Annotated in this window: 21 protein-coding genes and 1 tRNA gene; 9 read left to right on the top strand and 13 right to left on the bottom strand. The window is 68.1% G+C overall.

What is annotated here, in order from left to right:
- Position 1 precedes the first annotated feature (1 nt).
- Complete coding sequence (locus JI752_RS02620) at positions 2-370, top strand: Spx/MgsR family RNA polymerase-binding regulatory protein (RefSeq protein WP_216958759.1); 369 nt, start codon at positions 2-4, stop codon at positions 368-370.
- The gene (gene dapE, locus JI752_RS02615) at positions 363-1,514 is read left to right on the top strand and encodes a succinyl-diaminopimelate desuccinylase (RefSeq protein ID WP_216958756.1); all 1,152 of its coding nucleotides are present in this window, start codon (positions 363-365) and stop codon (positions 1,512-1,514) included. Before JI752_RS02620 ends, dapE begins: the two co-directional genes overlap by 8 nt.
- A 172-nt stretch (positions 1,515-1,686) precedes the next feature.
- Here the strand turns inward: dapE and JI752_RS02610 are convergent, their stop codons facing one another.
- A complete protein-coding gene (locus JI752_RS02610; protein WP_216958753.1) occupies positions 1,687-4,038 on the bottom strand; it encodes a penicillin acylase family protein in 2,352 nt (783 codons plus the stop codon).
- Between the two features lie 330 nt (positions 4,039-4,368).
- Between JI752_RS02610 and asnB the strand changes: the two genes are divergently transcribed.
- Positions 4,369-6,060 carry an asparagine synthase B gene (gene asnB, locus JI752_RS02605; RefSeq protein ID WP_216958750.1) on the top strand — a complete coding sequence of 564 codons (1,692 nt, stop codon included), beginning with the start codon at positions 4,369-4,371 and terminating at the stop codon, positions 6,058-6,060.
- A 112-nt stretch (positions 6,061-6,172) separates the two neighbouring features.
- On the top strand, positions 6,173-6,661 hold the full coding sequence (gene bfr / locus JI752_RS02600) for a bacterioferritin (RefSeq protein ID WP_216958747.1): 489 nt from the start codon (positions 6,173-6,175) through the stop codon (positions 6,659-6,661).
- An 85-nt stretch (positions 6,662-6,746) separates the two neighbouring features.
- Here bfr and JI752_RS02595 read toward each other — a convergent pair whose 3' ends face one another.
- From JI752_RS02595 to rnk, 3 genes are all read right to left on the bottom strand, one after another.
- Complete coding sequence (locus tag JI752_RS02595; RefSeq protein ID WP_216958744.1) at positions 6,747-7,409, bottom strand: thiopurine S-methyltransferase; 663 nt, start codon at positions 7,407-7,409, stop codon at positions 6,747-6,749.
- Between the two features lie 189 nt (positions 7,410-7,598).
- On the bottom strand, positions 7,599-9,842 hold the full coding sequence (parC, locus tag JI752_RS02590; protein ID WP_216958740.1) for a DNA topoisomerase IV subunit A: 2,244 nt from the start codon (positions 9,840-9,842) through the stop codon (positions 7,599-7,601).
- A gap of 83 nt (positions 9,843-9,925) precedes the next feature.
- Positions 9,926-10,342 carry a nucleoside diphosphate kinase regulator gene (gene rnk / locus JI752_RS02585; RefSeq protein ID WP_216958738.1) on the bottom strand — a complete coding sequence of 139 codons (417 nt, stop codon included), beginning with the start codon at positions 10,340-10,342 and terminating at the stop codon, positions 9,926-9,928.
- 253 nt (positions 10,343-10,595) lie between these two features.
- Between rnk and JI752_RS02580 the strand changes: the two genes are divergently transcribed.
- From JI752_RS02580 to sugE, 5 genes are all read left to right on the top strand, one after another.
- A tRNA-Leu gene (locus JI752_RS02580) sits at positions 10,596-10,680 on the top strand.
- A gap of 156 nt (positions 10,681-10,836) precedes the next feature.
- Positions 10,837-13,275 carry a ribonuclease R gene (gene rnr / locus JI752_RS02575; protein WP_216958737.1) on the top strand — a complete coding sequence of 813 codons (2,439 nt, stop codon included), beginning with the start codon at positions 10,837-10,839 and terminating at the stop codon, positions 13,273-13,275.
- Between the two features lie 286 nt (positions 13,276-13,561).
- A complete protein-coding gene (gene rlmB, locus JI752_RS02570; protein ID WP_216958735.1) occupies positions 13,562-14,314 on the top strand; it encodes a 23S rRNA (guanosine(2251)-2'-O)-methyltransferase RlmB in 753 nt (250 codons plus the stop codon).
- A 139-nt stretch (positions 14,315-14,453) separates the two neighbouring features.
- Entirely contained in the window at positions 14,454-17,372 is a 2,919-nt protein-coding gene (locus JI752_RS02565; protein ID WP_254200163.1) for a ligand-binding sensor domain-containing diguanylate cyclase, read from the top strand.
- A 107-nt stretch (positions 17,373-17,479) separates the two neighbouring features.
- Positions 17,480-17,797, top strand: a complete 318-nt coding sequence (gene sugE / locus JI752_RS02560; protein ID WP_216958731.1) for a quaternary ammonium compound efflux SMR transporter SugE — start codon at positions 17,480-17,482, stop codon at positions 17,795-17,797.
- Positions 17,798-17,966: 169 nt separating this feature from the next.
- Here sugE and JI752_RS02555 read toward each other — a convergent pair whose 3' ends face one another.
- The 9 genes from JI752_RS02555 to pstA form a co-directional block, all read right to left on the bottom strand.
- Positions 17,967-19,016 (bottom strand): lipid A deacylase LpxR family protein, encoded by a 1,050-nt coding sequence (locus tag JI752_RS02555; RefSeq protein ID WP_216958729.1) that lies wholly within the window; start codon positions 19,014-19,016, stop codon positions 17,967-17,969.
- A 312-nt stretch (positions 19,017-19,328) separates the two neighbouring features.
- Complete coding sequence (locus JI752_RS02550) at positions 19,329-19,880, bottom strand: sugar O-acetyltransferase (protein WP_216961744.1); 552 nt, start codon at positions 19,878-19,880, stop codon at positions 19,329-19,331.
- Positions 19,881-19,897: 17 nt separating this feature from the next.
- Positions 19,898-20,545 carry a ribonuclease T gene (gene rnt, locus JI752_RS02545; protein ID WP_216958727.1) on the bottom strand — a complete coding sequence of 216 codons (648 nt, stop codon included), beginning with the start codon at positions 20,543-20,545 and terminating at the stop codon, positions 19,898-19,900.
- A gap of 236 nt (positions 20,546-20,781) precedes the next feature.
- The gene (locus JI752_RS02540; RefSeq protein ID WP_216958724.1) at positions 20,782-21,573 is read right to left on the bottom strand and encodes a putative DNA-binding domain-containing protein; all 792 of its coding nucleotides are present in this window, start codon (positions 21,571-21,573) and stop codon (positions 20,782-20,784) included.
- Positions 21,560-22,438, bottom strand: coding sequence for a DUF692 domain-containing protein (locus JI752_RS02535; RefSeq protein WP_216958721.1), 879 nt, complete (start codon positions 22,436-22,438; stop codon positions 21,560-21,562). Before JI752_RS02535 ends, JI752_RS02540 begins: the two co-directional genes overlap by 14 nt.
- An 18-nt stretch (positions 22,439-22,456) precedes the next feature.
- The gene (locus JI752_RS02530) at positions 22,457-22,813 is read right to left on the bottom strand and encodes a hypothetical protein (RefSeq protein WP_216958719.1); all 357 of its coding nucleotides are present in this window, start codon (positions 22,811-22,813) and stop codon (positions 22,457-22,459) included.
- Between the two features lie 787 nt (positions 22,814-23,600).
- Positions 23,601-24,311, bottom strand: a complete 711-nt coding sequence (phoU, locus tag JI752_RS02525) for a phosphate signaling complex protein PhoU (protein ID WP_216958716.1) — start codon at positions 24,309-24,311, stop codon at positions 23,601-23,603.
- Positions 24,312-24,473: 162 nt separating this feature from the next.
- Positions 24,474-25,283, bottom strand: a complete 810-nt coding sequence (gene pstB, locus JI752_RS02520) for a phosphate ABC transporter ATP-binding protein PstB (RefSeq protein WP_254200161.1) — start codon at positions 25,281-25,283, stop codon at positions 24,474-24,476.
- A 34-nt stretch (positions 25,284-25,317) separates the two neighbouring features.
- Positions 25,318-26,208, bottom strand: coding sequence for a phosphate ABC transporter permease PstA (gene pstA / locus JI752_RS02515; RefSeq protein ID WP_216958709.1), 891 nt, complete (start codon positions 26,206-26,208; stop codon positions 25,318-25,320).
- Position 26,209: the final 1 nt, after the last annotated feature.

The following is a 26,209-nucleotide window of genomic DNA, read 5'->3' as shown; positions in this document are numbered from 1 at the left end:
CATGACGACCACGCTCTACGGCCTAAGCAATTGCGACACCTGCAAGAAGGCCCGCAAGTGGCTGGACCGCTTCGGCATCGGTTATGCCTTCGTCGATTACCGCGACACCCGGCAGTCGCCGGACACGCTGGTGGAATGGAAGGACAAGCTCGGTGGCTGGGAGGCGATGATCAACAAGTCGTCCACCACCTGGCGCACGCTGCCCGACATCCGCAAGACGCCCGGTTCGGATGCCGAGTGGAAGCTGCTGCTGAAGGAATACCCGCAGCTGATCCGCCGCCCGCTGGTGGTCGCCGACGACGGCACCGTCACGCAGGGTTTCAGCGACAACGGCTTCAAGAAGCGCTTCGGGGTGGGTTCCCTTGGTTGAGCATGCAGCCGACGCGGGCGATGTCCTCGCGCTGACGAGCGACCTCATCGCGCGACGTTCCGTCACGCCCGAGGACGCGGGTTGCCAGGCGCTGATCGCGCGGCGCCTGCTCGCGGCGGGATTCCGTTGCGAACACCTGCGCTTTGGCGACGTCGAAAACCTCTGGGCGGTGCATGGGTCCGATGGGCCGACGCTGGCGCTGCTCGGGCACACCGACGTGGTCCCGCCCGGTCCGCGCGAAATGTGGCACAGCGATCCCTTCGAGCCGGAGATTCGCGACGGCGTGCTCTACGGGCGCGGTGCGGCCGACATGAAGGGCAGCGTGGCGGCGTTCGTGGTGGCGCTGGAGCGTTTCGTCGCCGCGCATCCCGATCATCCGGGGCGCGTCGCGCTGCTGGTGACCTCCGACGAGGAAGGCGACGCGGTGGACGGCGTGCGCCAGGTCGCCGAAGCATTCCGCAAGCGCGACGAGCGCATCGACTGGTGCGTCACCGGCGAACCCTCGTCGAAGGCAATGCTGGGTGACCTTCTGCGTGTGGGGCGTCGCGGCACGCTGTCGGCAACGCTCACGGTGGTGGGCGTGCAGGGGCATGTCGCGTATCCGGAAAAGGCGCGCAATCCGATCCATCAGGCGATGCCAGCGCTGGCCGAACTTGCCGCGCGAAGCTGGGATGACGGATTCGAAACCTTCCCGCCCACCAGCCTGCAGATCAGCAACATCCACGCGGGCACCGGCGCGAACAACGTGATTCCGGGCGAGCTGCAGGTGTTGTTCAACCTGCGCTTCAATCCGAACTGGCGCGCGGAGCAGCTCGAACGCGAGTGCGAGGATGTGCTGCGCCGCCACGGACTGGAATACCAGGTGCGCTGGCATCGCGGTGGTGAACCGTTCTACACGCCCGAAGGCCCGCTGCGTGCCGCGGCGCGTGCGGTGCTGGGTCGCTACTGCGGCGGTGCGCCGGAGGAGAGCACCGGCGGCGGAACCTCCGACGCGCGCTTCATCGCGCCGCTGGGCGCGCAATGCATCGAGATCGGGCCGGTCAACGCGAGCATCCACAAGGTGGACGAGAACGTCGCCGTTGCGGACCTGGAGCGGCTGCCGGGGCTGTATCGCGAGTTGATCGAGCGGATGCTGCTGGCCTGATTCGGCGAGCGCGGGTGCCGAACTCCACCGTGCTGTCGTTCCCGCGAAGGCGGGAACCCAACCTTCCGACGCGTCATGCGCGCCGGAAGGCGGAACTCCATCGGATACATGGATCCCCGCCTTCGCGGGGATGACAGCCTCAACAGCGCAATCGCACCGTGCGGAAGACGTGTCAGCGCGTCCCGCCCGGTACGAGCTTCATCGCGTACTTCGTTTCCTGCGGCAGGAATGGCGTCGGCCGCCCGTGCACCCAGTCGTCGTGCCCCGCGCCCCAGAACGGCGACATCGGGTGCCCGCTCTGGCCGCCGGGCATGTGGATGATGCCGTCGGCCTCGTGGCCGGGTGCGACGACCATGCGCTCGGAAGCGCCGAAGTTCGGGCCCTGCACGCGCGGCATGCCGCTGTCGCCGGGCAGCTCGTCCGCCGGCATGCACAGCGAGGACTTCACTGCGGCCGGCAAAGCGCGCGACAGCGGGTGGCAGATCTTCGCGGTGTTGCGTTCGCCCCAGGTGCGTTTCGCGATCGGGCCGTCCGTCGCCAGTTCATCGCGCACTTCGCGCGCGGCGTCCTCGAACAGCGCTTCCCACGAAGCAAAGCGGCGCGGCAGCAGGTTCGCCGGACGCTGCGTCACCAGCGGCCAGGCCACGCCTTCGAAATGCGAGAGGTTCGGCATTTCGAACTTGTCGCCCAGCGCCGCGTGCGCCGGTGCGGTCAGACCGTCGAGCAGGCGGTCGTGCACCGCGAGCCTCCACGCGCGGACGACGCGGTAGCTCACCGAATCGGCGCTCGCGCGGCCCTGCCACGTCGATGCGGCGGCGGCGAGTTCGTGCAGCGCCGGCGTCTTCGCCGCGCCGTCGCGCTCGCGCAGCAGCGTCCACCAGCGCTTGAGGAACAACGCCCGGTCATCGAGCTGGATGGCGAGCAGGTCGCGCTCGGTGAAACGATCCTTGGCGAACAGGCCGTCGCGGATCTGCTTCGCGCGTGCGCCGTTGGCGTAGCCACCGTCGCCGACGCGCGCGAGCAGCGCGCCATCGACCACGCGCGAATTCGCTGTCCACACGCGCTGCACGGTGCCGATGGGCAATGCGGTGCCGGAGGCCGTGGTGATGGGCCACGGCGCGCACGTCGCCGGTTCGACGACCTGCGTCGGATCGCAGCCTGCGCCGCGTTGCGGCATCGGCCCCAGCAGGCGCCAGGTGATGCGCCCCTGGCTGTCACCGATGGCGAGGTTCTGCGCGGGGATCGCGGTGCGGTCGGCCATCGCCAGCGCGTCGTCGAGCGAGCGGGCGTGCAGGAAATCGGCCAGGCCCAGGTTCATCGAGCCGGGCTGCTGGGCGATCCAGCGCAGCGCGAGGCTGCTGCCGTCGTCCTCGCGATGCAGGATCGGGCCCCATTGTGTCTCGTCGACCGGGAACTCGACATCGTCCGAACCCGCCACGCGAATGATCTCGACCGTGCTCGTCGCGCCCGCGCAGCTGTCGTCGTCGCAATCGGGCACGCGCTTCCAGTCGGCCCAGTCGCCGTAGCTGTTGGTGAAGCCCCAGGCGACATGGCCGTTGCTGCCCACCACCAGCGCCGGCAGGCCGGGCAGGGTGAAGCCGTTGGCGTCGACGCGGCCGTCCGGTGCGCGCGCGTCCGGATAGCGCAGACGCGCGCGGAACCAGATGTTGGGTGCGCGCAGGCCCAGGTGCATGTCGTCGGCCACGATCGCGCGACCGTCGGCCGTGAGCTGGCCCGATACGGCGAAGTTGTTGCTGCCCACGTCGGAGCGCTCCGGCACGTCGGCCGGGCGCGGGCCTTCCTGCATCGGCAGCTGGCGCAGATGGACGATATCCGCGCCGGGCAGCGTGGCGTCGCCGCGCGGGCGACCGGCCAGTGGCGCGTCCCAGCTCGTGCCGTCGTGTGCGAGCAATGCATACAGCGCTTGCGGCAGATGCGGGCGGATGCGCCACATCGCCAGTTCGCGCTCGTTCTTCGCGTCCTGCAGGTCGAAGTACATCGCATAGCCGACCAGCACCGAATCGGACAGCGTCCATGCCTCGGGCTGCGTACGCAGCAGCAGGTACGGCCACGGCCGCACCTTCAATGCGCCGACACCGGCGTTGACGCCGTCGACGTAGGACTGGGCCATCGCGCGCTTGTCGCCGAGGATCGCGTCGAGGTCGCGCGTCACGCGCGCACGCATCCGGTGCACGCGATGTTCCTTGTCCACGCCGATCGCGACCGGGCCGAACAGCGCCGCCAGCTCGCCCGAGGCGGTGCGCCGCAGCAGGTCCATTTCGAAGTAGCGTTCCTGCGCGTGCACGTAGCCGAGCGCGCGCATGGCGTCGTTCTCGTTGGCGGCCTCCACGGTCACCACACCGTTCGCGTCGCGCTGGATCGTCACCGGCGCCGACAGGCCGGGCAGGGCGACCTCGCCCTCCAGACGCGGCAGGCTGCCGCGCATCAGCCACCACACGCCCAGCACCGCGACCACCACCAGCAGCACCAGCGCGATCAGCACGCGCCCGATCCACTTCTTCATAGAACCTTCGCCCGATGTTTCCCCGGGGCCGAGCTTATCCGATGGACGGCGACACGGTCGCGCCCCGGCCCCCTTGCATGCGGCGCCGGAGTGCCGCAGGATCGGGCCATGTCTTCCGTCCAGGCCACCGCCTACATCGCCGCCGCCGCGCTCCGCGGCCGCATCGCGTTGGGCCTGAACAATAACAACCGCAATAACGCCAGCCTCCCGCGGGCCGGTGATTAGCGCGTGTAACAGACCGCACTAGCACCCACGAAGCCCGCGCCGAAAAGCGCGGGCTTCGTCGTTTCAGGCCCCTTCAATCCCGTCCACCCTCAAGGAAATCCCGTCATGTGTTCGATCCTCGGCATCTTCGGCCTCCAACCCGGCGACGACGTGCAGGCCCTGCGCCGCCGTGCGCTGGAGCTCTCGCAACGCCAGCGCCACCGCGGCCCGGACTGGAGCGGTGTGCATCTGGACGAGGGCGCGATCCTCGTCCACGAGCGCCTGGCCATCGTCGACCCGGCCGGCGGTTCGCAGCCGTTGCGTTCGGCCGACGGCGAGCTGGTGCTCGCGGTCAACGGCGAGATCTACAACCATCGCGAACTGAAGCAGGCGTTGACGCAGCCGTACGCGTTCCAGACCGGCTCGGACTGCGAGGTCATCAGCGCGCTGTATCGCGAACGCGAGGACATCGCCGGCTGGCTCAACGCGCTGAACGGGATCTTCGCCTTCGCCCTGTGGGACCGCACGCATCACCGCTTCCTCATCGCCCGCGACCCCATCGGCGTTTGCCCGCTGTACTGGGGCCACGACCGCGACGGACGCCTGTGCGTTGCCTCGGAGATGAAAGCGCTGGCGGATACCTGCGCGGACGTCGCGCAATTCCCGCCGGGCCATTACTACGACAGCGATCGCGGCGAACCGGTGCGGTACTACGAACGGCCGTGGCGCGATTACGGCGCCACCCACGGCGTCGAAGTGCAGAAGCAGGAGCTGCGTGAAGCCTTCGAGCGCGCCGTGCATCGCCAGCTGATGAGCGACGTGCCCTACGGCGTGCTGCTGTCCGGCGGGCTGGACTCCTCGCTGGTCGCGGCCGTCGCCGCACGCTTCGCGCGCAAGCGCATCGAGGACAACGACACGACCGAAGCGTGGTGGCCGCGTCTGCACTCGTTCGCGATCGGGCTGGACGGCTCGCCGGATCTTGCCGCCGCCGAAGTCGCGGCGAAAGCGCTCGGCACGGTGCATCACGGCTTCACGTACACGTTCGAAGAAGGCCTGGATGCGCTGCCTGAAGTGATCCGCCACATCGAAACCTACGACGTCACCACGATCCGCGCTTCCACGCCGATGTTCCTGCTCGCACGACGCATCAAGGCGATGGGCGTGAAGATGGTGCTGTCGGGCGAGGGCAGCGACGAGGTGTTCGGCGGCTACCTGTACTTCCACAAGGCGCCCGACGCCCGTGAGTTCCACGAGGAAACCGTGCGCAAGCTCGACGCGCTGTACAACTACGACTGCCTGCGCGCGAACAAGTCGATGATGGCGTGGGGCGTGGAGCCGCGCGTGCCGTTCCTGGACGTGGAATTCCTCGAGGTGGCGATGCGCATGGACGCCGCGCACAAGATGGTGCGTCCGCGCGCCGACGGGCGCCGCGGCATCGAGAAGGCGATCCTGCGCGAGGCCTTCGAGGGCTATCTGCCCGATTCGATCCTGTGGCGACAGAAGGAGCAGTTCAGCGACGGCGTCGGTTACGGCTGGATCGACGGCTTGAAGGCGCACGCTGAAGCCCAGGTCAGTGATCGCGTGTTCGCCGCCGCGACCAGCCGTTTCCCGGTGAATCCGCCGACGACGAAGGAGGCGTATCTGTACCGCCACATCTTCGAGCAGTTCTTCCCGGGAGTGGCCTGCGCGCAGACGGTGCCGGGCGGCAAGTCGATCGCGTGTTCCTCGCCGGCGGCGATCGCGTGGGACGCGGCCTTCGCGAAGATGGCCGACCCGTCCGGTCGTGCCGTGGCGGGTGTGCACGAGGCAGCGCTGTAGGCGCTGGAGTGCCGCGGCGGAGGCTTCCCGCCGCGGCTACTGCGACTGATTCCGATTTGAACGCGGCCCGCCACGATCGGGCAACATGCAGGCCTGGAAAGGAGGTTCCCCCATGAAAGGCCATCCCGAAGTCGTCGATTACCTGAAGCTCCTGCTGCGCGGCGAGTTGGCCGCACGCGACCAGTACTTCATCCATTCGCGCCGCTACGAGGACATGGGATTGCTGTCGCTGTACGAGCGCATCAACCACGAGATGCAGGAAGAGACCGAGCATGCCGATGCGCTGCTGCGGCGCATCCTCTTCCTGGAGGGCGATCCGGACATGCGTCCGGACGCGTTCGTCGCCGGTCACACGGTCGAGGAAATGCTGCAGCGCGACCTCGAAGTGGAATACCACGTGCGCGCGGCGCTCGCGAAGGGCATGGCGCTGTGCGAACAGCATGGCGATTACGTCAGCCGCGAGATCCTGCGCGTGCAGCTGCAGGACACCGAGGAAGACCACGCGCATTGGCTGGAGCAGCAACTCGGCCTGATCAAGCGCCTGGGCGTCCAGAACTACCTGACGGCGCGCCTGGCGCAGAAGCCGTCGGAACAGGAGTAAGTCGTCGCAGTGTTGTAGCCCGGGTAAGCGAAGCGCACCCGGGGCCCGACATGGCTGCACCCCCGGTGCGCTTCGCTTACCCGGGCTACGTGAGTTTTCGCCGCAAGGCGTACACCACCGTGTCCAGTGCGGTGACGCCTTCGTCGATGAATTTCTGCTGCGTCGCGAGGATGTCGCGGCGTTCCAGCGTGGTGATGTCCCAGTCGCGCGAATAAAGTTCGCGCACTTCGTCCTCGACCACGCTGAAGGGCGGGCCGTCCTTCTCGTGCTGCGGATACTCCAGCGACACCAGCAGCCCGCGGCAGTGCGAGGGCAGGCGCGCGTAGAGCTCGTGCACGTAGCGGCGGCGCAGGTCGGCCGGCAGGGCGATCAGCGCCGCGCGGTCGAACACGGCGCCGCAGTCGGACAGGATCGCTTCGTCGAGGCCGAAGGCGTCGCCGCAGATCAGTTCGATGTTTCCGGCGCAGTAGTGCGTGCCGTACTTCGACTCGCTCAGCTCCGCGGTGACGCCCTGTTCGGCGAAGAACGCCTCCACCGCGATCCGCGAAAGCTCCACGCCGAGCACGCGATGGCCCTGCGCGGCGAACCACGCCATGTCGAGCGTCTTGCCCGCCAGCGGCACGAACACGCGCGTGTCCGATGCGATACCGAGCGAGGACCAATGCTTGAGCATCAGCGGCGTCGGCGTGTCCTGGTGGAAGCCGATCTGGTTGTCGTGCCAGCGCTGGTGCCAGAAGTCGTGCTGCATGGGCGATCCTGTGGGTGGGTGAGGCGGCATCCGCCTGTGGCCCGTCATCCCGGCGAAGGCCGGGATCCAGGCCCGTAACGCTCAAGAAGAAGGCGCGCTTGGAAGCGGAAACCGTGATGGTCTGGATACCGGCCTTCGCCGGTATGACAGGGCCTCAAGAACGTGGACGCGCGGATGGCGCGTCCATCATCACTCCACCGCCAACCCTTCGACCTTCTGCCACCCTCGCGGCAGCAGCCCGCCACGCGTGGCGCGTGCGCCGAGGTAAGTGTCCAGGTCCTTGAACGACAGCGACATCGTGCGCGTACCCGACTTCACCACCAGCGTGCCGCCCGCCGAGACGACGGCGACGGCGACCACGCGCTCGGTGCCGAGCTTCGCCTTCGGAATGTCGATGAGCTTGTTGCCCTTGCCCTTGTCGAGTTCCGGCAGCTCGCCGACCGGGAACGCCAGCAGGTGGCCGACGTTGGTGACCACGGCGATGCGGTCCTGTTCGACGTCCGTCACGGGCGCTGGCTGCACGACCTTCGCCCCCGGGGTGAGCGAGAGCATCGCCTTGCCGGCCTTGTTGCGGCCGGTGAGGTTTTCGAAGCGGGTTACGAAACCGTAGCCGTGGCTCGAAGCGAGCACGAAGCGGGTGTCGTTGTCGCCGCTGGCCAGCGCCTGGAACGACGCACCCGGCGCCGGCGAGAATCGGCCGGTGAGCGGTTCGCCGTTGCCGCGCGCCGACGGCAGAGAATGCACGACCGTGGAATACGCGCGGCCGGTCGAATCCAGGAAGGCCACCTGCTGCGTGCTGCGGCTCTTCACCGCCGCCAGCAATTCGTCGCCGTCGCGATAGCTCAGCGCGCCGGCGTCCACATCGTGGCCCTTGGCGGCGCGCACCCAGCCCTTCTCGCTGATGACGACGGTCATCGGTTCGCTGGCGACCAGCTCGGTCTCGCTCAACGCCTGCGCCGCACCGCGCGCGACCAGCGGCGAACGGCGGGCGTCGCCGAACTTCTTCGCATCGGCCAGCAGTTCGTCCTTGACCAGCTTCTTCAGCTTCGCCTTGCTTTCCAGGGTGGCGATGATGCGCTCGCGTTCGGCCTTGAGTTCGTCCTCTTCGCCGCGGATCTTCATCTCTTCCAGGCGCGCGAGCTGGCGCAGCTTGGTTTCGAGGATGTAGTCGGTCTGCTCCTCGCTGAGCTTGAAGCGCTTCATCAGCGCCGGCTTGGGCTCGTCCTCGGTGCGGATGATGCGGATCACTTCATCCAGGTTGAGGAACGCGACCAGCAAGCCTTCCAACAGGTGCAGGCGACGCTCGACCTTGTCCAGGCGATGCTTCAGGCGGCGCGTCACCGTGTCGGTGCGGAAGGCCAACCACTCGGTCAGCAACGCCTTCAGGCCCTTGACCTGCGGGCGGCCGTCGCGACCGATGATGTTGAAGTTGACGCGGAAGCTCTTCTCCAGATCCGTCGTCGCGAACAGGTGGCCCATCAGCTGTTCCGCATCGACGCGGTTGCTGCGCGGCACCAGCACGATGCGCGTCGGGTTGGCATGGTCGGACTCGTCGCGGATGTCCTCCAGCCACGGCAGCTTCTTGGCGCGCATCTGCGTGGCGATCTGTTCGATCACCTTGCCCGGCGAGGTCTGGTAGGGAAGGGCGGTGATGACCAGGTTCGGGCCGTCCTTCACGTAGATCGCGCGGGCGCGCACGCTGCCCAGGCCGGTCTCGTACATCTGCTGAAGGTCGGCGGCCGGCGTGATGATCTCCGCCGCCGTCGGGTAGTCCGGGCCGCGCACGTGCTCGCACAGGTCGCGCGTGGTGGCGTCGGGGTCGTCCAGCAGGCGCACGCAGGCGCTGACAACTTCGTTGAGGTTGTGCGGCGGCACGTCGGTGGCCATGCCGACCGCGATGCCGGTGGTGCCGTTGAGCAGCAGGTGCGGCAAGCGCGCCGGCATCCACGAGGGTTCTTCCAGCGTGCCGTCGAAGTTCGGCGTCCAGTCCACCGTGCCCTGGCCGAGTTCGCCCAGCAGCACTTCGGCGATCGGCGTCAGCTTGGCCTCGGTGTAGCGCATGGCGGCGAAGGACTTGGGATCGTCGGTCGAACCGAAGTTGCCCTGGCCTTCCACCAGCGGGTAGCGGTACGAGAACGGCTGGGCCATCAGCACCATCGCCTCGTAGCAGGCGCTGTCGCCGTGCGGATGGTACTTACCGATGACGTCGCCGACGGTGCGCGCGGACTTCTTCGGCTTGGACGCCGCGTTGAGGCCCAGCTCGCTCATCGCATAAATGATGCGGCGCTGCACCGGCTTGAGCCCGTCGCCGAGGAACGGCAGGGCGCGGTCGAGCACCACGTACATCGAGTAATCGAGGTAGGCGCGCTCGGCGTATTCGCGCAGCGGGATCTGTTCGAAGCCGTGGAAAGCCGGACGGACGGTGTCGTTCATTTAGCGGTGCAGACCGGGAAAGAGTCGTCGAGACAGTGATTCTAGCGGTGTGCCGCGCCCGTGGCCCGACACACCGCCACGGTTCAGCGGTGCAGTTCGCCCGAGGCTTCGGGTTGATAGCGGATCGACAGCACGTGCAGGCGGATCGTGCGACCGCCCGGCACCGGCCATTCGATCGCATCGCCCACGCGCATGCCCAGCAGCGCGCTGCCGACCGGCGCCAGGATCGACACCTTCTCCGCACTGCCGTCGGCGTCGCGCGGGAACACCAGGGTCATTTCATGCTCCTCGCCGCTGGTTTCGTCGCGGAAACGCGCGGTGGAGTTCATCGTGATCACGTCCGGCGGCATCTGCGCCGGCTCGACGATCTGCGCGCGCTCCAGCTCGGCTTCCAGCGCGGAGGTGTCGACGGCCTGCGCGGCGGGCGTCTCGAGCAGCGATTCGATGCGCTCCACGTCCAGGCGTGACATCAGCAGCGGCGGGGGATTGGGGACGGACATTTACGGCTCTCCAAACAGCGCGGGCGCCGCACCGGGTGGTGCGCCGCCCGCAGACGAAAGATGTCCGGCGACCATAGCCCCGAACCGGCCGCGGCTTCAAGCCGACAAAGCCGGAAGTAGGGGTTGCGGGCGGGGCGCTGTGCGGCGACTGGCGCGAGTGGCTGCGAATGTGAAAATTTTCGTGACGAGGCGTTGACAAGCCGCCCGCCGCGACGCAACATACGCGGCCTCGCACGGCACAAATCGTTGCGAAGCCCAGGTGGCGGAATTGGTAGACGCACTAGTTTCAGGTACTAGCGGGTAAAACCGTGGAGGTTCGAGTCCTCTCCTGGGCACCACACCATAGCCGGTCGATGCAACACCCGACCGGAGTTCGATAACCCGCCCACCGGCGGGTTTTTCGTTTCTGCGCTCCGGCCACGTCGCGTGCGGATGTTCAATCCGCGACACCTCCCCGCGACACCGTATTCATGCCGATGTGCGACCATCCCTGAATGAGCAAGAAGACCCCGAGCCGCGGGAAATCAGGCGCCAAGTCCGCATCGCGCAAGAACGCCCCGAAACAGGCGGCCCGCCCCGGAACATCCGGCGGCGCGCCCGGCAAGGGCAAGCCCGCCGCCAAGCGCCCCGGTTGGATGCCCGAACCGCCGCCGGCCCCGCAGCGCGCCGGACGCGGCCCCGCTCGCGGCTCCACGTTCCATGACCCCCACGCCGAGCGCGAGGCCGCCCGTTACGAGCAGCCCATCGCCAGCCGCGAAGTCATCCTGCAACTGCTCGCGCAGGCCGACGGCCCGATGTCGGCCGATGACCTGGCGCAGCGCCTGGGCCTGACCGAACCCGACCGTTTCGACGCGCTCGGCAAGCGCCTGGGCGCGATGGTGCGCGACGGCCAGATCCTGCGGAACCGCCTCGGCGAATTCCTGCCGGCGCAGCAGCTCGACCTGCTGCCGGGCGTGGTGATCGCCAATCCCGACGGCTTCGGCTTCCTGCGCCTGGAAGCCGGCGGCGACGACCTGTTCCTGCCGCCTATGGAAATGCGCAAGGCGATGCACGGCGATCGAGTGCTCGCGCGCGTCACCGGCGTGGACCGGCGCGGGCGCCGCGAGGGCGCGATCCTGCGCGTGCTCGAACGCCGCCTCAACCGCCTGATCGGCCGCTTCTGCCTGGAAGCCGGCATCAGCTACGTCGTGCCCGACGACCGCCGCATCCAGCGCAACGTGCAAGTGCCGACCGACCAGCGCCTGGGCGCGCAGAACGGCCAGTTGGTGGTGGTGGAACTGATCGAGTCGCCGGACGAGCACGGCCCGCAGCGCACGCCGATCGGCCGCGTGCTGGCGGTGCTGGGCGACCGGCTGACCGCGTCGCTCGCGGTGCAGGCGGCGATCCACGGCCACGAGATTCCGCATGAATTCCCGCAGGCGGTGCTGGACGAAGCCTCCGACGTGCCGCTGACCGTGTCGGAAGAGGTCGCCGCGCAGCGCGTGGACCTGCGCAAACTGCCGCTGGTCACCATCGACGGCGAGGACGCGAAGGACTTCGACGACGCGGTGTACTGCGAGCCGAACAAGAACGGCTTCCGCCTGGTTGTCGCCATCGCCGACGTCTCTCATTACGTCCGCCCCGGAACGCCGCTGGACGATGAAGCGCAGAAGCGCGCCACGTCCGTCTACTTCCCCGGCTTCGTCGTGCCGATGCTGCCGGAGACGCTGTCCAACGGCATCTGCTCGCTCAATCCGAAGGTGGATCGCCTGTGCTTCGTCTGCGACATGCAGATCGACCGCGAAGGCGAAGTCACCCAGTCGAAGTTCTTCGAGGCGGTGATGAACTCGCACGCGCGCCTCACCTATACGCAGGTGTGGAACGCGGTCGGCGACGTGCCGGAAGACGCCAAGGCCGAGGCTGTCGCGCAGATCGATTCGCTGCTGCCCAACGTCGAGCGCCTGCACCAGCTCTACCAGATCCTGTCGAAGGCGCGCGAGCGCCGCGGCGCGATCGAATTCGAGTCCAGCGAAGTGCGCTTCGTGCTTGGCCCGAAGGGCGAGGTCGTGCAGGCCGGCATGCTCCAGCGCAACGACGCGCACAAGCTGATCGAGGAATGCATGATCGCGGCGAACGTGGAGGCGGCGAAGTACCTGCTCGCCAGCCACGTGCCGTCGCCGTTCCGCATCCACGAGCGTCCGCCGGAGCAGAAGTACGCCGACCTGCAGGAGTTCCTCAAGGAATTCAAGCTGCGCATGCCGCCGTGGGGTCGCGTGGAACCGCGCGATTTCACCGCGCTGCTGAAGAAGATCCGCGAGCGTCCCGATGCGGCGCTGATCGAATCGGTGCTGTTGCGCAGCCAGTCGCTGGCGGTGTACGCGCCGGACAACGTCGGCCACTTCGGCCTGGCGCTGGAGGCGTACACGCACTTCACCTCGCCGATCCGCCGCTATCCCGATCTGCTGGTGCACCGCGCGATCAAGTACGCGCTCACCGGCGGTCGGCCGGAGAAGTACCGCTACTCGCCCAGCGAGATGGCCGCGCTGACGCTGCAATGCTCCGAACGCGAGCGCCGCGCTGACGAGGCCGAGCGCGAGGTCGACGAGCGCTACCGCGCCGCGTGGATGGAGCAGCACGTCGGCGGCGAGTTCGAGGGCGTGATCAGCGGCGTGACCAGCTTCGGCCTGTTCGTCGAACTGGACGAGTCCAAGGTCAACGGCCTGGTGCACGTGACCCAGCTTCCGCACGACTACTACCACTTCGATCCGATCCGAAAGACCCTGGCCGGCGAGCGTTCCGGGCGCGAGTTCCGCCTCGGCGACCGCGTCCGCATCGTGGTGATGAAGGCCAGCGTGGAGGAGCGGAAGATCGATTTCCGCCTGGTCGAGGAGCGTGGCGTGAAGTCGCTTCCCCCGCGCGGGCAGCCGGCGAAGCGGGTGAAGCAGAAGTACTGAGATCCGGCGGATAGGCCATGCTTTTCAGCTGTCATCCCCGCGCCGGCGGGGATCCAGCTGCGACAGGCTCCACGCCTTCCGGAGAGCGGACCGGCACGGACAGTTGGATCCCCGCCTTCGCGGGGATGACAGCCTGGGCAGGGGTTCCCGCGGGACCACGAGCTTCGGACGCATTCGCAAGCCGTTTCCACCGACGCAGCCCCAAAAATCACTGGACCTGCGCCCGCGCGCGCCGGACGATACCCACTTTCTTGGCGCCCACCCGCCCAACGCAACTGGAAACACGATGAGCCAGAAACAATGGATCGCCGGCATCAACGCCGTGTCGGCGGCCCTCGAACACGACGCCGAGCATGTGCGCGAGGTGCTGATCGAGGCCGGCGCGAAGAATCCGCGCATCACCGAAATCGAGACCAACGCGCGCCGTCTGGACATCGACGTGCGCCGCGTCGCCACGCAGGCGCTCGATGGTGTCGTGGGCAACCTGCGCCACCAGGGCGTGGTCGCGCGTTATGCCGCGGCCAAGACCTGGAACGAGAACGAGCTGGAAGGCCTGATCGAAGCGGCCGAAGGCCGCGCGCTGCTGCTGGTCCTGGACGGCGTGCAGGACCCGCACAACCTCGGCGCCTGCCTGCGCAGCGCGGCGGCGGCGGGCGTGACGGCGGTGATCATTCCCAAGGACAAGTCGGTGCAGGTCAACGCGACCGTGCGCAAGACCTCCGCCGGCGCCGCCGACAGCGTCGCCGTCATTCCGGTGACCAACCTCTCGCGCACCATGCGCGACCTGCAGAAGCTCGGCGTGTGGCTGTACGGCCTGGCGGGCGAGGCGGACACCTCGCTGTACGCGCTGGACCTGAAGGGCAATGTCGGCCTGGTCCTGGGCGGCGAGGCCGATGGCCTGCGTCGCCTCACGCGCGAGAACTGCGATCAGCTCGTGCGCATCCCCATGCCCGGCGCCGGTGGTGCGGGCGTGGAAAGCCTGAACGTCTCCGTGGCCGCCGGCGTGACGCTGTTCGAAGCGGTGCGCCAGAGGGCTTGAGTGTGGGCACACGGGGCCGATAACGCCTGCGTCTGAAGACGGATCGGGATCGCGGATGGGGGCAACGCAGATTCGGGGAAAGCATCGCGCTTGGGCGCGATGGCTTGCCGCGTTCGCGTGCTGGCTCCCGGCGGTGGCGATGGCCGTCTCCGGCCCGCCGCCGCTGCACGACTACGTCATCGACGCGTGGAGTTCGCGCAACGGCCTGCCGCACAACTCCTTGCGCGACATCGCCCAGACGCCCGAAGGCCACCTGTGGTTCGCCACCTGGGAAGGCGCGGCGCGCTACAACGGCATCGACTTCACCGTAATCGCGCGCGGCACCACGCCGGGCTTGCGCGACAACGGCGTGGGCTCACTCTATGTCGATCCCGCCGGCCGCCTGTGGCTCAGCGATTCGCGCGGCAACCTGGGCCGGCAGCAGCCCGACGGCCAGTGGCGATTCTGGGACCGCAGCGCCGACTGGCCGCAGGCGCTCATCCACGACATGGCGATGGACAGCCACGGGCGCCTGTGGCTGCTGTTCGAGAACCACGGGCTGGGCCGGCTCGACCCGGACGATCGCTTCACCTACGTCGCGCCGCCGCCCGGGATTCCGCTGCCGGCAAGTTTCCCGCGCATGGCCATCGACGGCGACGACCGCATCTGGGTCGGCACGATGGATGGCCTGGCGATCCGCGAGCCCGATGGCCGCTGGCATCGCGCGCCGCCACGCTGGAACCTGCCGGCGGGCCTGGTCTGGCCGTATCGCGCGGCGGACGGCTCGCTGTGGCTCGCGGCCGACGAACGCATCTATCGCATCGTCAAGGGCGAGGCCGTGGCCTTCCGCGATGTGCCAGGCGTCGGCCACTTCACCGCGATGCTGCGCGATCGCAACGGCGATCTCTGGCTCGGCACCGAGAACCACGGGTTGCTTCGCATCGGCGCGTACGGCATCGAGCGACTGCCGGCCGGCGACACGCTTCCCAACGGCCGCATCGCCAGCTTGTTGGAGGACGCTGAAGGCAGCGTCTGGGTCGGCGCGAACGGCGGGCTGTTCCGCCTGCGCGAAACGTTGTTCAGCGCGCTCACGCGCAAGGACGGCATTTCCGGCGACTACGTCCGCGCGGTGCTCGAAGACCGCGACGGCACGCTCTGGGTCGGCGGGGGCGGCGGGCTCGACCACGTCGGCGCCGACGGCCGCATCCGCGCCATCGACGTGCGGGGCGAAAGCGGCGATGCCCTGTCGGTGCTGAGCATCGCCCAGGATTCCACCGGCGAACTGTGGGTGGGCACCTTCGCCGACGGCGTGTTCCGCCTGCGCGACGGCCGGCCGGTGCAGCGTTATTCGCAGGACGAAGGCATGCCCAGCGGCCATGTCCGCGCGATCGTGGTGGACCGCGACGGAACCGTCTGGGCCGGCACGCGGCGTGGCCTGGTGACGCTGGACGGGCAGGGCGCGCATGCGCCATCGGCGCCGGGATTGCCGCAGGGCCTGATCACCGCGCTGGCGAGTATCGACGGCGCGCTGTGGATCGGCTCGGTCGAAGGCGCGCATGTGATGCGCGATGGACGCGTCCGCCGCCTGGACGTGAACGGGATGGGCGGTGCGCGTTCGGTGTTCGGTTTCCAGGCGGTGGGCAAGGACGTGTGGATCTCCACCGATCGCGGCCTGTATCGCTACTGCGACGGCGCACTCGCGCGCGTCGGTCTGGAGCAGGGACTTCCGGTGGACGCCGTGTTCCAGCTCGTGCCCGATCGCGTGGGCAATGCGTGGGTGACGAGCAATCGCGGCGTGTTGCGCATCCGGTTGGAGGCGCTCGACGCGACTGCCGACGGCCGCACGATCGCGTTGCCGAGCGAGCGCTTTACCGAAACCGACGGCATGCCCAGTGCACAGGCCAACGGCAGTTCCGCGCCTTCGGCGATCCTGCGTCGCGACGGCAGCCTCTGGCTGGCGACGTCGGCCGGCGTCGCCGCGGTGGATCCGGCGCGCATGCAGCGTTACCTGGATCGCAAACCGCCGCCGACGGTGATCGAACGCGTCCAGCTGGACGGTCGCGATATCCCTTTCACCACCGGCGTCGCATTGCCGGGCGGCAAGCGCATCAGCGTGTCGTACGTGGGGCTCAGCTACCTGACGTCGGATCGCATCGTGTATCGCACGCGTCTGCTGGGCCTGGATCCGCGGTGGATCGAACGCGACCGCCAGCGCAACGTCGAATTCATCGGCCTGCCGCCAGGCGACTACGTGCTGGAGGTCGCCGCGGCGCATCCGGGCGGGCCGTGGACCACGCAGACCGCCAGCTGGGCCTTCACCGTGGAGCCGCTGTGGTGGCAGCGCCATGAGCTGCGCGCCGCGCTGGCCCTGGTGCTGCTGATCACGCTCTGGGTGTTCTATCGCTACCTGTTGCACCGCTACCGCACCAAGAACCTGCGCCTGGCGCGGCTGGTCAACGAGCGCACGCGTGACCTGCAGGCGCAGGCCGAACGGTTGATCGCCGTGGACCGCGAGCGCGCCGAGTTGCTCGAACGCGTGCGCGAGCAGGCCGTCGCCTACGAGCGACAGGCGCGCGAGGACGTGCTCACCGGCCTGCCCAATCGCCGGCGCTTCGACGAGGTGCTCAAGCGCGACATGGCCGTGGCGCAGCGCGCCGGCCATCCGCTGTGCCTGGCGCTGGTCGACCTGGACCACTTCAAGCGCATCAACGACACGCACTCGCACGCCGTCGGCGACGCGGTGCTGCGCGAAGCGGCGAGGGTGCTGGCCGCCGGCAGCCGCACCGCCGACCTGCTCGCGCGCCTGGGTGGCGAGGAGTTCGCGCTGCTGCTGCCGGACACGACGATGGACGATGCCCTCTCGATCTGCGAGCGGATGCAGGAGACGTTCCGCGAGCACGGCGAATGGGTGGGCGTGCCGGGCCTGCACGTCACCTTCAGCGTCGGCATCGCGGAGTGCCGCACCGACGACACGCCCGCGCGCCTGCTCGAACGCGCGGACGCTGCGATGTACCGCGCCAAGAAGCAGGGCCGCAACGTGATCTGCGTGGACGAGAATCCGCCGGGTCAGCGTCTGTAGAGGTTGCCTTTACGCGCGTGTGGAATAATCGCCACGCTCAGGAAGCGGGGACGGCCCCGCCTCTCCATCTCGCCCGGGGACGGCCCCACACGACTGGAGACGTTCCCATGCCCTGGATCATCCTCGTTCTCGCCGGCCTGTTCGAAGTGGGTTGGGCGATCGGCCTGAAGTACACCGACGGTTTCACCAGGCTCTGGCCCACCGTCGGCACGGTGGCCGCCATGGCGATCAGCCTGGGGCTGCTCGGCATCGCCATGAAGTCGCTGCCGGTGGGCACCGCGTACGCGATCTGGGTCGGCGTTGGCGCCGTCGGCACCGTGATCCTGGGCATCGTGCTGTTCCACGAGCCGGTGAACGCGCTGCGCATGGTCAGCGTTGGGTTGATCATCGCGGGGCTGATCGGGTTGAAGCTGGCCTCGCCGTGAAGTTTTTCCCTTCTCCCTTGCGGGAGAAGGTGACCCGAAGGGGCGGAAGAGGGGGCGCGCGCAGCGCGTGCCTTCAATGGCCCAACCCCTCTCCCTGGCTCGCTTCGCGAGCCTGTCCCTCTCCCGCAAGGGGAGAGGGACTCAGTACGCGTCTCGTTGAGCGAGTCGTCTAGAACGCCCGACTGATCGTGAAACTGCCAAATACCGGCGTCTCGCGCTGGCCGTCGAACTCGCGCGTGCCGTGGTAGCGCGCCAGCGCCAGCTTCCATCGGTTGAGCATCACCGCCACGCCGTAGCCCACGTTGGCCACGGCGTGGCGTTTGTCCACGCTGTGGCTGTCGCGGAAGGTGTTGCCGTCCAGCGTGATGTCCCACAGCACCCAGCGCGTGTCCATGGTCAGGAACAGGTGCGCGCCGGGCGTGTACTGGCTCTGCGGCTGGCGCGTGGGCGCGGTGTTCTCGCCGGCCGGGCGCAGCGGCGTGCTGCCGAAATCGTCGGGCAGGTTCTTGCCGAAGCGGAACTCGGCGCCGGCGTTGGCGTAGGTGGCGAGGTTGCCGAAGCTGCCGCCGTAATGCGCGATCGTGTCCCAACCCCATCCGCGCGCACCGTCGCTGGAGGAGAAGCGCAGCATACGCTCGTGGACGATGCGGAACACAGGCTCGTTCTCCAACTGGTTGTCCCAGCCGCGGAACTTCTCGCTGCCGGTGATCTGGTGCACGGCGTCCTGCGCTTCCTTGCCCAGCGCGGCCGGACCGACGATGCCGAACTGCAGCTGCGTCGTGCGCAGGCGGTCGCCTTCGCGCGCGTTGTAGCCCAGCCCGACCAGCAGCGCCGCGGCGTAGGGGCGGTCGTCCTCGATGAGGTCGCTGCGCGTGAAATCGGTGGGCGTGAAGATGCCCTGCGAGAACGTGGCGATCATGTTCTGCTGCTCGAAGGTTTCCGGCTGCAGCGCATTGAGATGGCGGTTCACCCAGCGCGCCAGGCGCGGGATGCAGGGATCGTCGGTGTAGTCGCGCAGGTTCGGCGAGACCAGCGTGAGCTGCACGCCGTTGCTGTAGCCCTGGTCCTGGCCGCCGAGCAGGTCGTTGTCCACGCGCAGGTTGACGATGGGCGGCAGGCGCGTGCGGCCGTTGGTGCATTCTTCGCGGCCGTGCGCGTGGGCGTCGCCGGCCCAGCCGCAGGCAATGACGGCCGGCAGCAGCCATCCAAGACGGTTCATCGGGTGTGTGTTCCGGATACGGTCGACGCCCGACACGGCCGGTCGGCCGCGACGGGGTATCGGTGTGGGGGCGCAAAGGATCGCATCGCGCCTGCGCGGCGGCGATGCAACGCCTGCGACGGAGCATTCCAGCAGCGATTCTTTAAAACGGTTTTAAGGCCCGGGCACAGGCGTCCGTGTCCGCATGCGCGTGCGCCGTGCGCTCAGGTCGGGGATTGTCGGCAACGGCCTCATCCGGCGGAAGCGCCGGTCACGGCGACATCGCGTTGCCCGCCGCGAATCAATGCCCGAAGGCGGACGAACTCGTGACCGTTACGGGCCCGTGCGTGGCTGCACGATGCGCGCCGGATTGCCGGCCACGGTCGCGCCCGCGGGTACGTCGCGCGTGACCACGCTGCCCGCGCCGATCAGCGCGTCATCGCCCACGCTCACGCCCGGCAGCAGGATTGCGCCGCCGCCGATCCACACGTTGCGGCCGATGCGTACGGGGCGGCCGAACTCCCAGCCCTGCGCGCGCTGCGCCGGATCGCGCGGATGATCGGCCGTGTAGATCTGCACGGCCGGACCGATCTGCGTGCCATCGCCGATCTCCACGCGCACCACGTCGAGGATCACGCAGTTGAAATTGAGGAACACGCCGCGCCCGAGGTGCAGGTTGAAGCCGTAGTCGCAATGGAAGGGCGGGCGGATCTCGCTGCCGGCCCCGACCGCGCCAAGGCGCTCCACCAATAGCGCATGCCGTTGCGCCGGCGCGAGGCCCAGCGCGGCGTTGTAGCGCACCATCCACTCGCGCGCGTCGGCTTGTGCGGCCTGGATCTGAGCGTCGTCGGCGCGATAGAGCTCGCCGGCGAGCATGCGCTGCATCGGCGATTGGGTATCGCTCACGGCGTGGCCACCACGGCCGGAATCGGCGAAGGCCACGCGTTGACGATCCGGCAGAACAGCTGCGCGGTGCGCTCGGTGTCGTACACGGCCGAATGCGCTTCCTCGCCGTTCCACTCCAGCCCCGCGGCCTGCACGGCGCGCGCCAGCACGGTCTGCCCGTAGGCAACGCCGGCCAGGGTCACCGTGTCGAACACGCTGAAAGGATGGAAGGGATTGCGCTTGTGGCCGCTGCGCGTCACCGCGGCGTTGAGGAAGTTCAGATCGAAATGCGCGTTGTGGCCGACCAGGATCGCGCGCTGGCAGCCGTGCTTCTTCAACGCCGCGCGCACCGGCGCGAACACCGATTCCAGCGCCACGCGCTCGGTCTTCGCATCGCGGAAGGGGTGGTCGATGTCGATGCCGGTGATTTCCAGCGACTTGGGATCGATGTCGGTGCCGGGTGCCGGCACGACATGGCTGCTGGTGATCTCGCCGACGAACAGCAGGCCGTTCTCGTCGATGTCGATCGGCGCGACGGCGATTTCCAGCAGCGCGTGGCGGTTCCAGTCGAAACCGCCGGTTTCCACATCCACCACCACCGGCAGGAAGCCGCGGAAACGTGTGGCGAGGCGGGAAGGCGGGGTGGGAGCGTCGGCGTTGGGCATGGTGAAAGGGTAGCAGACGGTGGAATTTCGCCCGATGGATGCGTGTGCAATTCGCCACATCGAGCCGCCAAGCGTTACAGGTCGTGTCACCGCTGGTCATACCGTCATCCCGGCGCAGGCTGGGACCCAGGCTCGCGACGTCGCAGCAGTCGGCGGCTGCTTTCCGGATGGCGTGACAGCCTGGGTCCCGGCCTGCGCCGGGATGACGGTATGACCAGCGGCCAGACGACGCGCACTCAGCGCGGCTGCGTCCCCAGAATCACGCCGGCACCCTGCATCTGCGCCAGCAGCGCGGCGCCTTGTTCGACGAAGGCGTCGATGTCCGTCTGCGCCGCTTCCACCGCGAGCGCTTCCAGTTGCGCCCGTCCGCTCAGCGTGGGCATCTGCTCCAGCCGCTGCAGCAGGCGGAAGGCGAGGGGACTGAGTTGCGAGAACCGCACTTCGCCGTCGGCGTCGCGCCGCACCAGCAACAGTGTCGGCTCCGGCGGCGGGATGTCGGGACGATGATCCGGTCCGATGCGGTGCACGGGCCACGCGTAGGCCAGCGGCCACGCCAGCGGCGAGAGTACCGGCACCTCATCGAGCAGAACTTGCTCCGGGCTTGCGGAGTCGCCAAGCGGATCGTGCGGCGGCAGCGTGGCATCGCTGATCTGCAACGCCAGCTCGACCCATTCGTAATGCGCCAGCTCGTAGAGGAAAGCAGGCAGCGCGGGATCGCGATCCTCGCGCGCTTCCAGGAAGCGCAGGAACTCGCGTCCCAGTTCCGGGAACAACGGCGTCTGCGCGCGATGGTCGCGGAAGAAACCGCGCACCAGCGCATGCCAGTCGGCGTCGCCCAGCAGCTGCCGGATCACCGGGAAATTGCCGGCCAGCAGGCTTTCGACGTTGTTGAACACCAGGTCGCGGTAGATCGCCAGGCGCCGGTCCTCCACGCCCTTCGGCGCCGACACGGCCTGCGGGTCGCGCAGATGGCGGGTGAGGGCGAGCTGCTGCGCGCGCAACAGCGGCGGTGCGTCAGGCGCGTGCATGCGAGGCCGGAGTGGGCGCGTGTTCACGCATCACGCTGCGCACGGTGGCCAACTCGTCGAGCAGTTCGGCGTAAGGCGGGATGTTGAAATCGCGCTCCAGCAGCGTGGGGCGCGCACCGAAACGCCGGTAGGCCTCGCCGAGCAACGACCACACCGCATCCTTCACAGGGGCGCCGTGGGTGTCGACCTTGAGGTCGTCGGCTTCGTCGTAATGCCCGGCGACGTGGATGCAGACGATGCGTTCGGCGGGCATCGCCGCCAGGAAAGCATGCGCGTCGTAGCGATGGTTGATCGCATTGACGTAGATGTTGTTGACGTCCAGCAGCAGGTCGCAATCGGCCTCGGTGAGCACCGCATTGATGAAGTCCGCTTCCGCGAGCGCGTGCTGGCCGCTGGCGACGGGCATCGTCGCGTAGTAGGAGACGTTCTCCACCGCGATGCGACGTCCCACGATGTCCTGCGTCTGCCGGATGCGCGCGGCGACGTGGTGCACGGCTTCTTCGGTGAACGGCAGCGGCAGCAGGTCGTAGAGCTGGCCGTCGTCGCTGCAGTAGCTCAGGTGTTCGCTGTAGAGCGCGACGTGGTGGCGATCGAGGAAACGCCGCACGCGCGCGAGGAAGGTTTCGTCCAGCGGCGCGAACCCGCCGAGCGACAGCGACAGGCCGTGGCACGAGATCGGATGGCGCGCGCTCAGTTCGTCCAGCGCGTCGCCGAGTTTTCCGCCGACGCCGATCCAGTTCTCCGGCGCGCATTCGAGGAAATCGAAATCCCGTTTTGGATCTGCGCCGGGCGCGGCGTCCCGCAGCGGGCCCAGCAGGGCCCGCCGCAGGCCTAGGCCGACGGCCGTTTCAGGCAGGCGACTCATGCGATCGGTGTGCAGGCGTTACGCCATGCCGCCGCACTTTCCTTCGCCGCACTTGCCTTCCATCTTGTCGCCCTTCTTCGCCTTGAGTTCGTCGGCGCTGAGGAAGCCGTCCTTGTTCGCATCGTGCGTGGCGAACTTGCTGGTGTCGCCGTTGTGGGCGGCGCCGAATTCGGCCTGGGAGACCTTGCCGTCCTTGTCGGTGTCCATCTTCTCGACGCCGCATTTGCCTTCACCGGCCTTTGCGCCTTCGCCGGCGCTAAGCATGTAGCCGGATGCGAGGTCGGTCATGGCGAACGCCGATCCGGACAAGGCGAGACCACCGGCCAGGGCGGCGCCGGCGACGAGAACGACGGTCTTGCTGGTCTTGCTGGACATGGTGATGACTCCTGCGTGCGATGCGGGTGGACCCGCGGAAGGTGGCCCGGGAAGGGGCCGGGGAACGATGACAGGGCCTTGGCTAGCGCGCGGTGAACAGTGCGTGTTGATGCGGCGCAGCATGCACCGTAAGCGTTTTCCACACCGCGCGGCGGGGAAGCTGCGACTGTGCGCAATCGGGCGCGCTGGCGCATAGGCCATCAGTCGTGGGGGGCGTGCGTTGGAAGGGTGGAGTTCAGGCGTTGGCGCGGGCAGGGGCGTGTCGTGCGGTTGACGTGCCGTGCCGCTCGGTGCGCTTTGTCGCGCTGTGACGTGCCCTGGTGCGCTGTGCGCTGACGGGATGCATGCTTCAGCACGACCCCTTCAGATCCGTCATCCCGGCGAAGGCCGGGATCCAGGCTGTCATGCCATCCGATACTTCACGTCATTCCAGCGGAAGCTGGAATCCATTTTGTTGTTGCTTCTCACGGGCAACGGGGAAAGCGTGAAACGTCCCTGGATTCCCGCTTTCGCGGGAATGACGTTGAGGTGGTTCACGCTGGAGGGAGTGCCCATGCGCTCCGAGCCTGGGTCCCGGCCTTCGCCGGGATGACGGCTTCGGAGACGCTTTCCCGAATCCCGAATCCCGAATCCCGAATCCCGAATCCCGAATCCCGATTCCCGAATCCCGATTCCCGAATCCCGAATCCCGAATCCCGATTCCCGATTCCCGATTCCCGATTCCCGATTCCCGATTCCCGATTCCCGATTCCCGATTCCCGATTCCCGATTCCCGATTCCCGGCAGCTCAGGGCGCGGCCGTCGTGCTGCTCTCGTCGCGCTTCTCGCGCGGCGGCAGGGCTTCCTCGCCGCGCACGAGGAACCACACGTTCTCGGCGATGTTGGTGGCGTGGTCGCCGATGCGCTCGATGTTCTTGGCCATGAACAACAGGTGTGTGCACGGCGTGATGCTGCGCGCGTCCTCCATCATGTAGGTGAGCAGTTCGCGGAACAGCGCGGTGTAGGCCACGTCCAGTTCGGCGTCGCGGGCGCGCACGCGCTGGGCGAGTTCGACGTTGTTGTCGCGGTAGGCCACCAGAACGTCGCGCACCTGCTGAACCGCCAGCGTGCCGATCGCGTGCAGCCCGCTCACGTGCGGCAGCGGCGGCGACAGGTTCAGCGCGAGCGAGCGCTTGGCGACATTGGCCGCGTAGTCGCCCACGCGTTCGATGTCGGAGGCGATGCGGATCGCGGCGAGGATCTCGCGCAGGTCGCGCGCCATCGGCCCGCGCAGGGCGAGCTTCATGACGTCGTGGCTGACTTCCTGCTCCAGCGCGTCGATCGCCTCGTCGTTGGCGATGATGCGCTCGGCGGCCCTGTCGTCGCGGCGCTGGACCACGTCCAGCGCGGACTCCAGCTGCGAAGCGGCCATTTCACCCATGCGCAGGGTCTCGTTGAGCAGGCGGCGCTGCTCGTCGTCGTAGCTCTTGACGATGTGGTCGTGCATGTGGGTGCTCATGTGTGTGGTGTCCGTCTTTGGCCTGGAAAGGCACTTCTGCCATCCATGGCGAAACTCATTCGGCTTCGGGTCGCCCGGCCCGGCCATCCATGGCCGGTCGTTCGGCGGGCCGCGCGGCGATGCCGCGCAAACGGCCCGCCTCACCCGCGCAAGCGGCCTGCCTCACCCAAACCGCCCGGTGATGTAATCCTCGGTCTGCTGCTTGCTCGGATTCGAGAAGATCGTTTCCGTAGCGGCGTGTTCGATCAGGTCGCCCAGGTACATGAAGGCCGTGAAGTCCGACACGCGCGCGGCCTGCTGCATGTTGTGGGTGACGATGACGATCGTGTAGTCCTTCTTCAGCTCTTCGACCAGTTGCTCGATGCGGCTGGTGGAGATCGGATCCAGCGCGGAGGTCGGCTCGTCCAGCAGCAGCACGTCCGGGCGCAGTGCGACGGCGCGCGCGATGCACAACCGCTGCTGCTGGCCGCCCGACAGGCCCAGCGCGCTCTGGCCGAGCTTGTCCTTCACCTCGTCCCACAGCGCGCCCTGGCGCAGCGCGTGTTCGACGCGCGAGTCCATCTCCGACTTGGAGAGCTTCTCGTGGTGGCGGATGCCGTAGGCGACGTTCTCGTAGATCGTCATCGGGAACGGCACGGGCTTCTGGAACACCATGCCGACCTTGCTGCGCAGCCGGTTCATCGGATAGCGCGGATCGAGGATGTTCTCGCCGTCCAGCAGCACCTCGCCGCGCGCTTCCAGCTTCGGATACAGCGCGTAGATGCGGTTGAAGATGCGCAGCAGCGTGGACTTGCCGCAACCCGACGGCCCGATCAGCGCGGTCACGCGCTTTTCCGGGATCTCCAGTTGGATGTCCTTCAACGCGTGGAACTTGTCGTAGTAGAAGTTCAGTCCGCGCGCGGCGAGCTTCACGGGCGATGCCGCGGCGGCGGCGCGCTCGGGGGTGGCGAGGGCGATGCGGGCGTCGTTCATGGCCGGAGTCCGGGCAAGGTTCGGGTTCGAAAGGTCAGTCATGGCTGATCCGATTGCGCAGCACGATGGCGCGGGCCACCAGGCTGATGAGAAGGACGAAGACGGTCAGCACCAGCGCGCCGGCCCAGGCCAGCACCTGCCACGACTCGTAGGGACTGCCGGCGAACTGGTTCATCACCACCGGCACCGAAGCCATCGGTTGCAGCACGTTGGCGCTCCAGTACTGGTTGCCGAAGGCGGTGAACAGCAGCGGCGCGGTTTCGCCGGAGATGCGCGCCAGCGCGAGCAGCACGCCGGTCACGATGCCCGCCGAAGCGCTGCGATAAAGCACCTGCACGATCACCTTCCACTGCGGCACGCCCAGCGACAGCGCGGCCTCGCGCATTTGCGAGGGCACCAGGCGCAGCATCTCGTCGGTGGTGCGCACCACCACCGGCAGCACGATGAAGGCCAGCGAGATCGCGCCGGCCAGCGCGGAGAAGTTGCCGCCGGTCTGCATCACCACCAGCGTGTAGACGAACAGGCCCAGCACGATCGACGGCGCCGACAGCAGGATGTCGTTGACGAAGCGCACCACCGTGCCGAACTTGCGCGCATGACCGTACTCGGCCAGCCACGTGCCGGCGGCGATGCCCAGCGGCGTGCCGATCAGGATGGCGATCACGCACATCACGGCGCTGCCGAAGAAGGCGTTCATCAGGCCGCCTTCCTGCATCGGCGGCGGCGTGTTCTGGGTGAACAGCGCCCAGTTGACGCCACCGATGCCCTTGGAAATCAGCGTCCACAGGATCCAGCCCAGGAAGAACAGGCCGAACAGCGCGGCGGCGCAGGCAAGCACCAGGGAGACGGCGTTGACGATCCTGCGACGACGATACAGCGCGTCGGCGACCTTGAATTCCTGCGCGGTTTTCGCGGCGATGGCCATG

Source organism: Lysobacter sp. MMG2, assembly GCF_016735495.2.
GTDB lineage: Bacteria > Pseudomonadota > Gammaproteobacteria > Xanthomonadales > Xanthomonadaceae > Lysobacter_J.
This window is presented reverse-complemented; position numbering and strand designations above follow the sequence as displayed.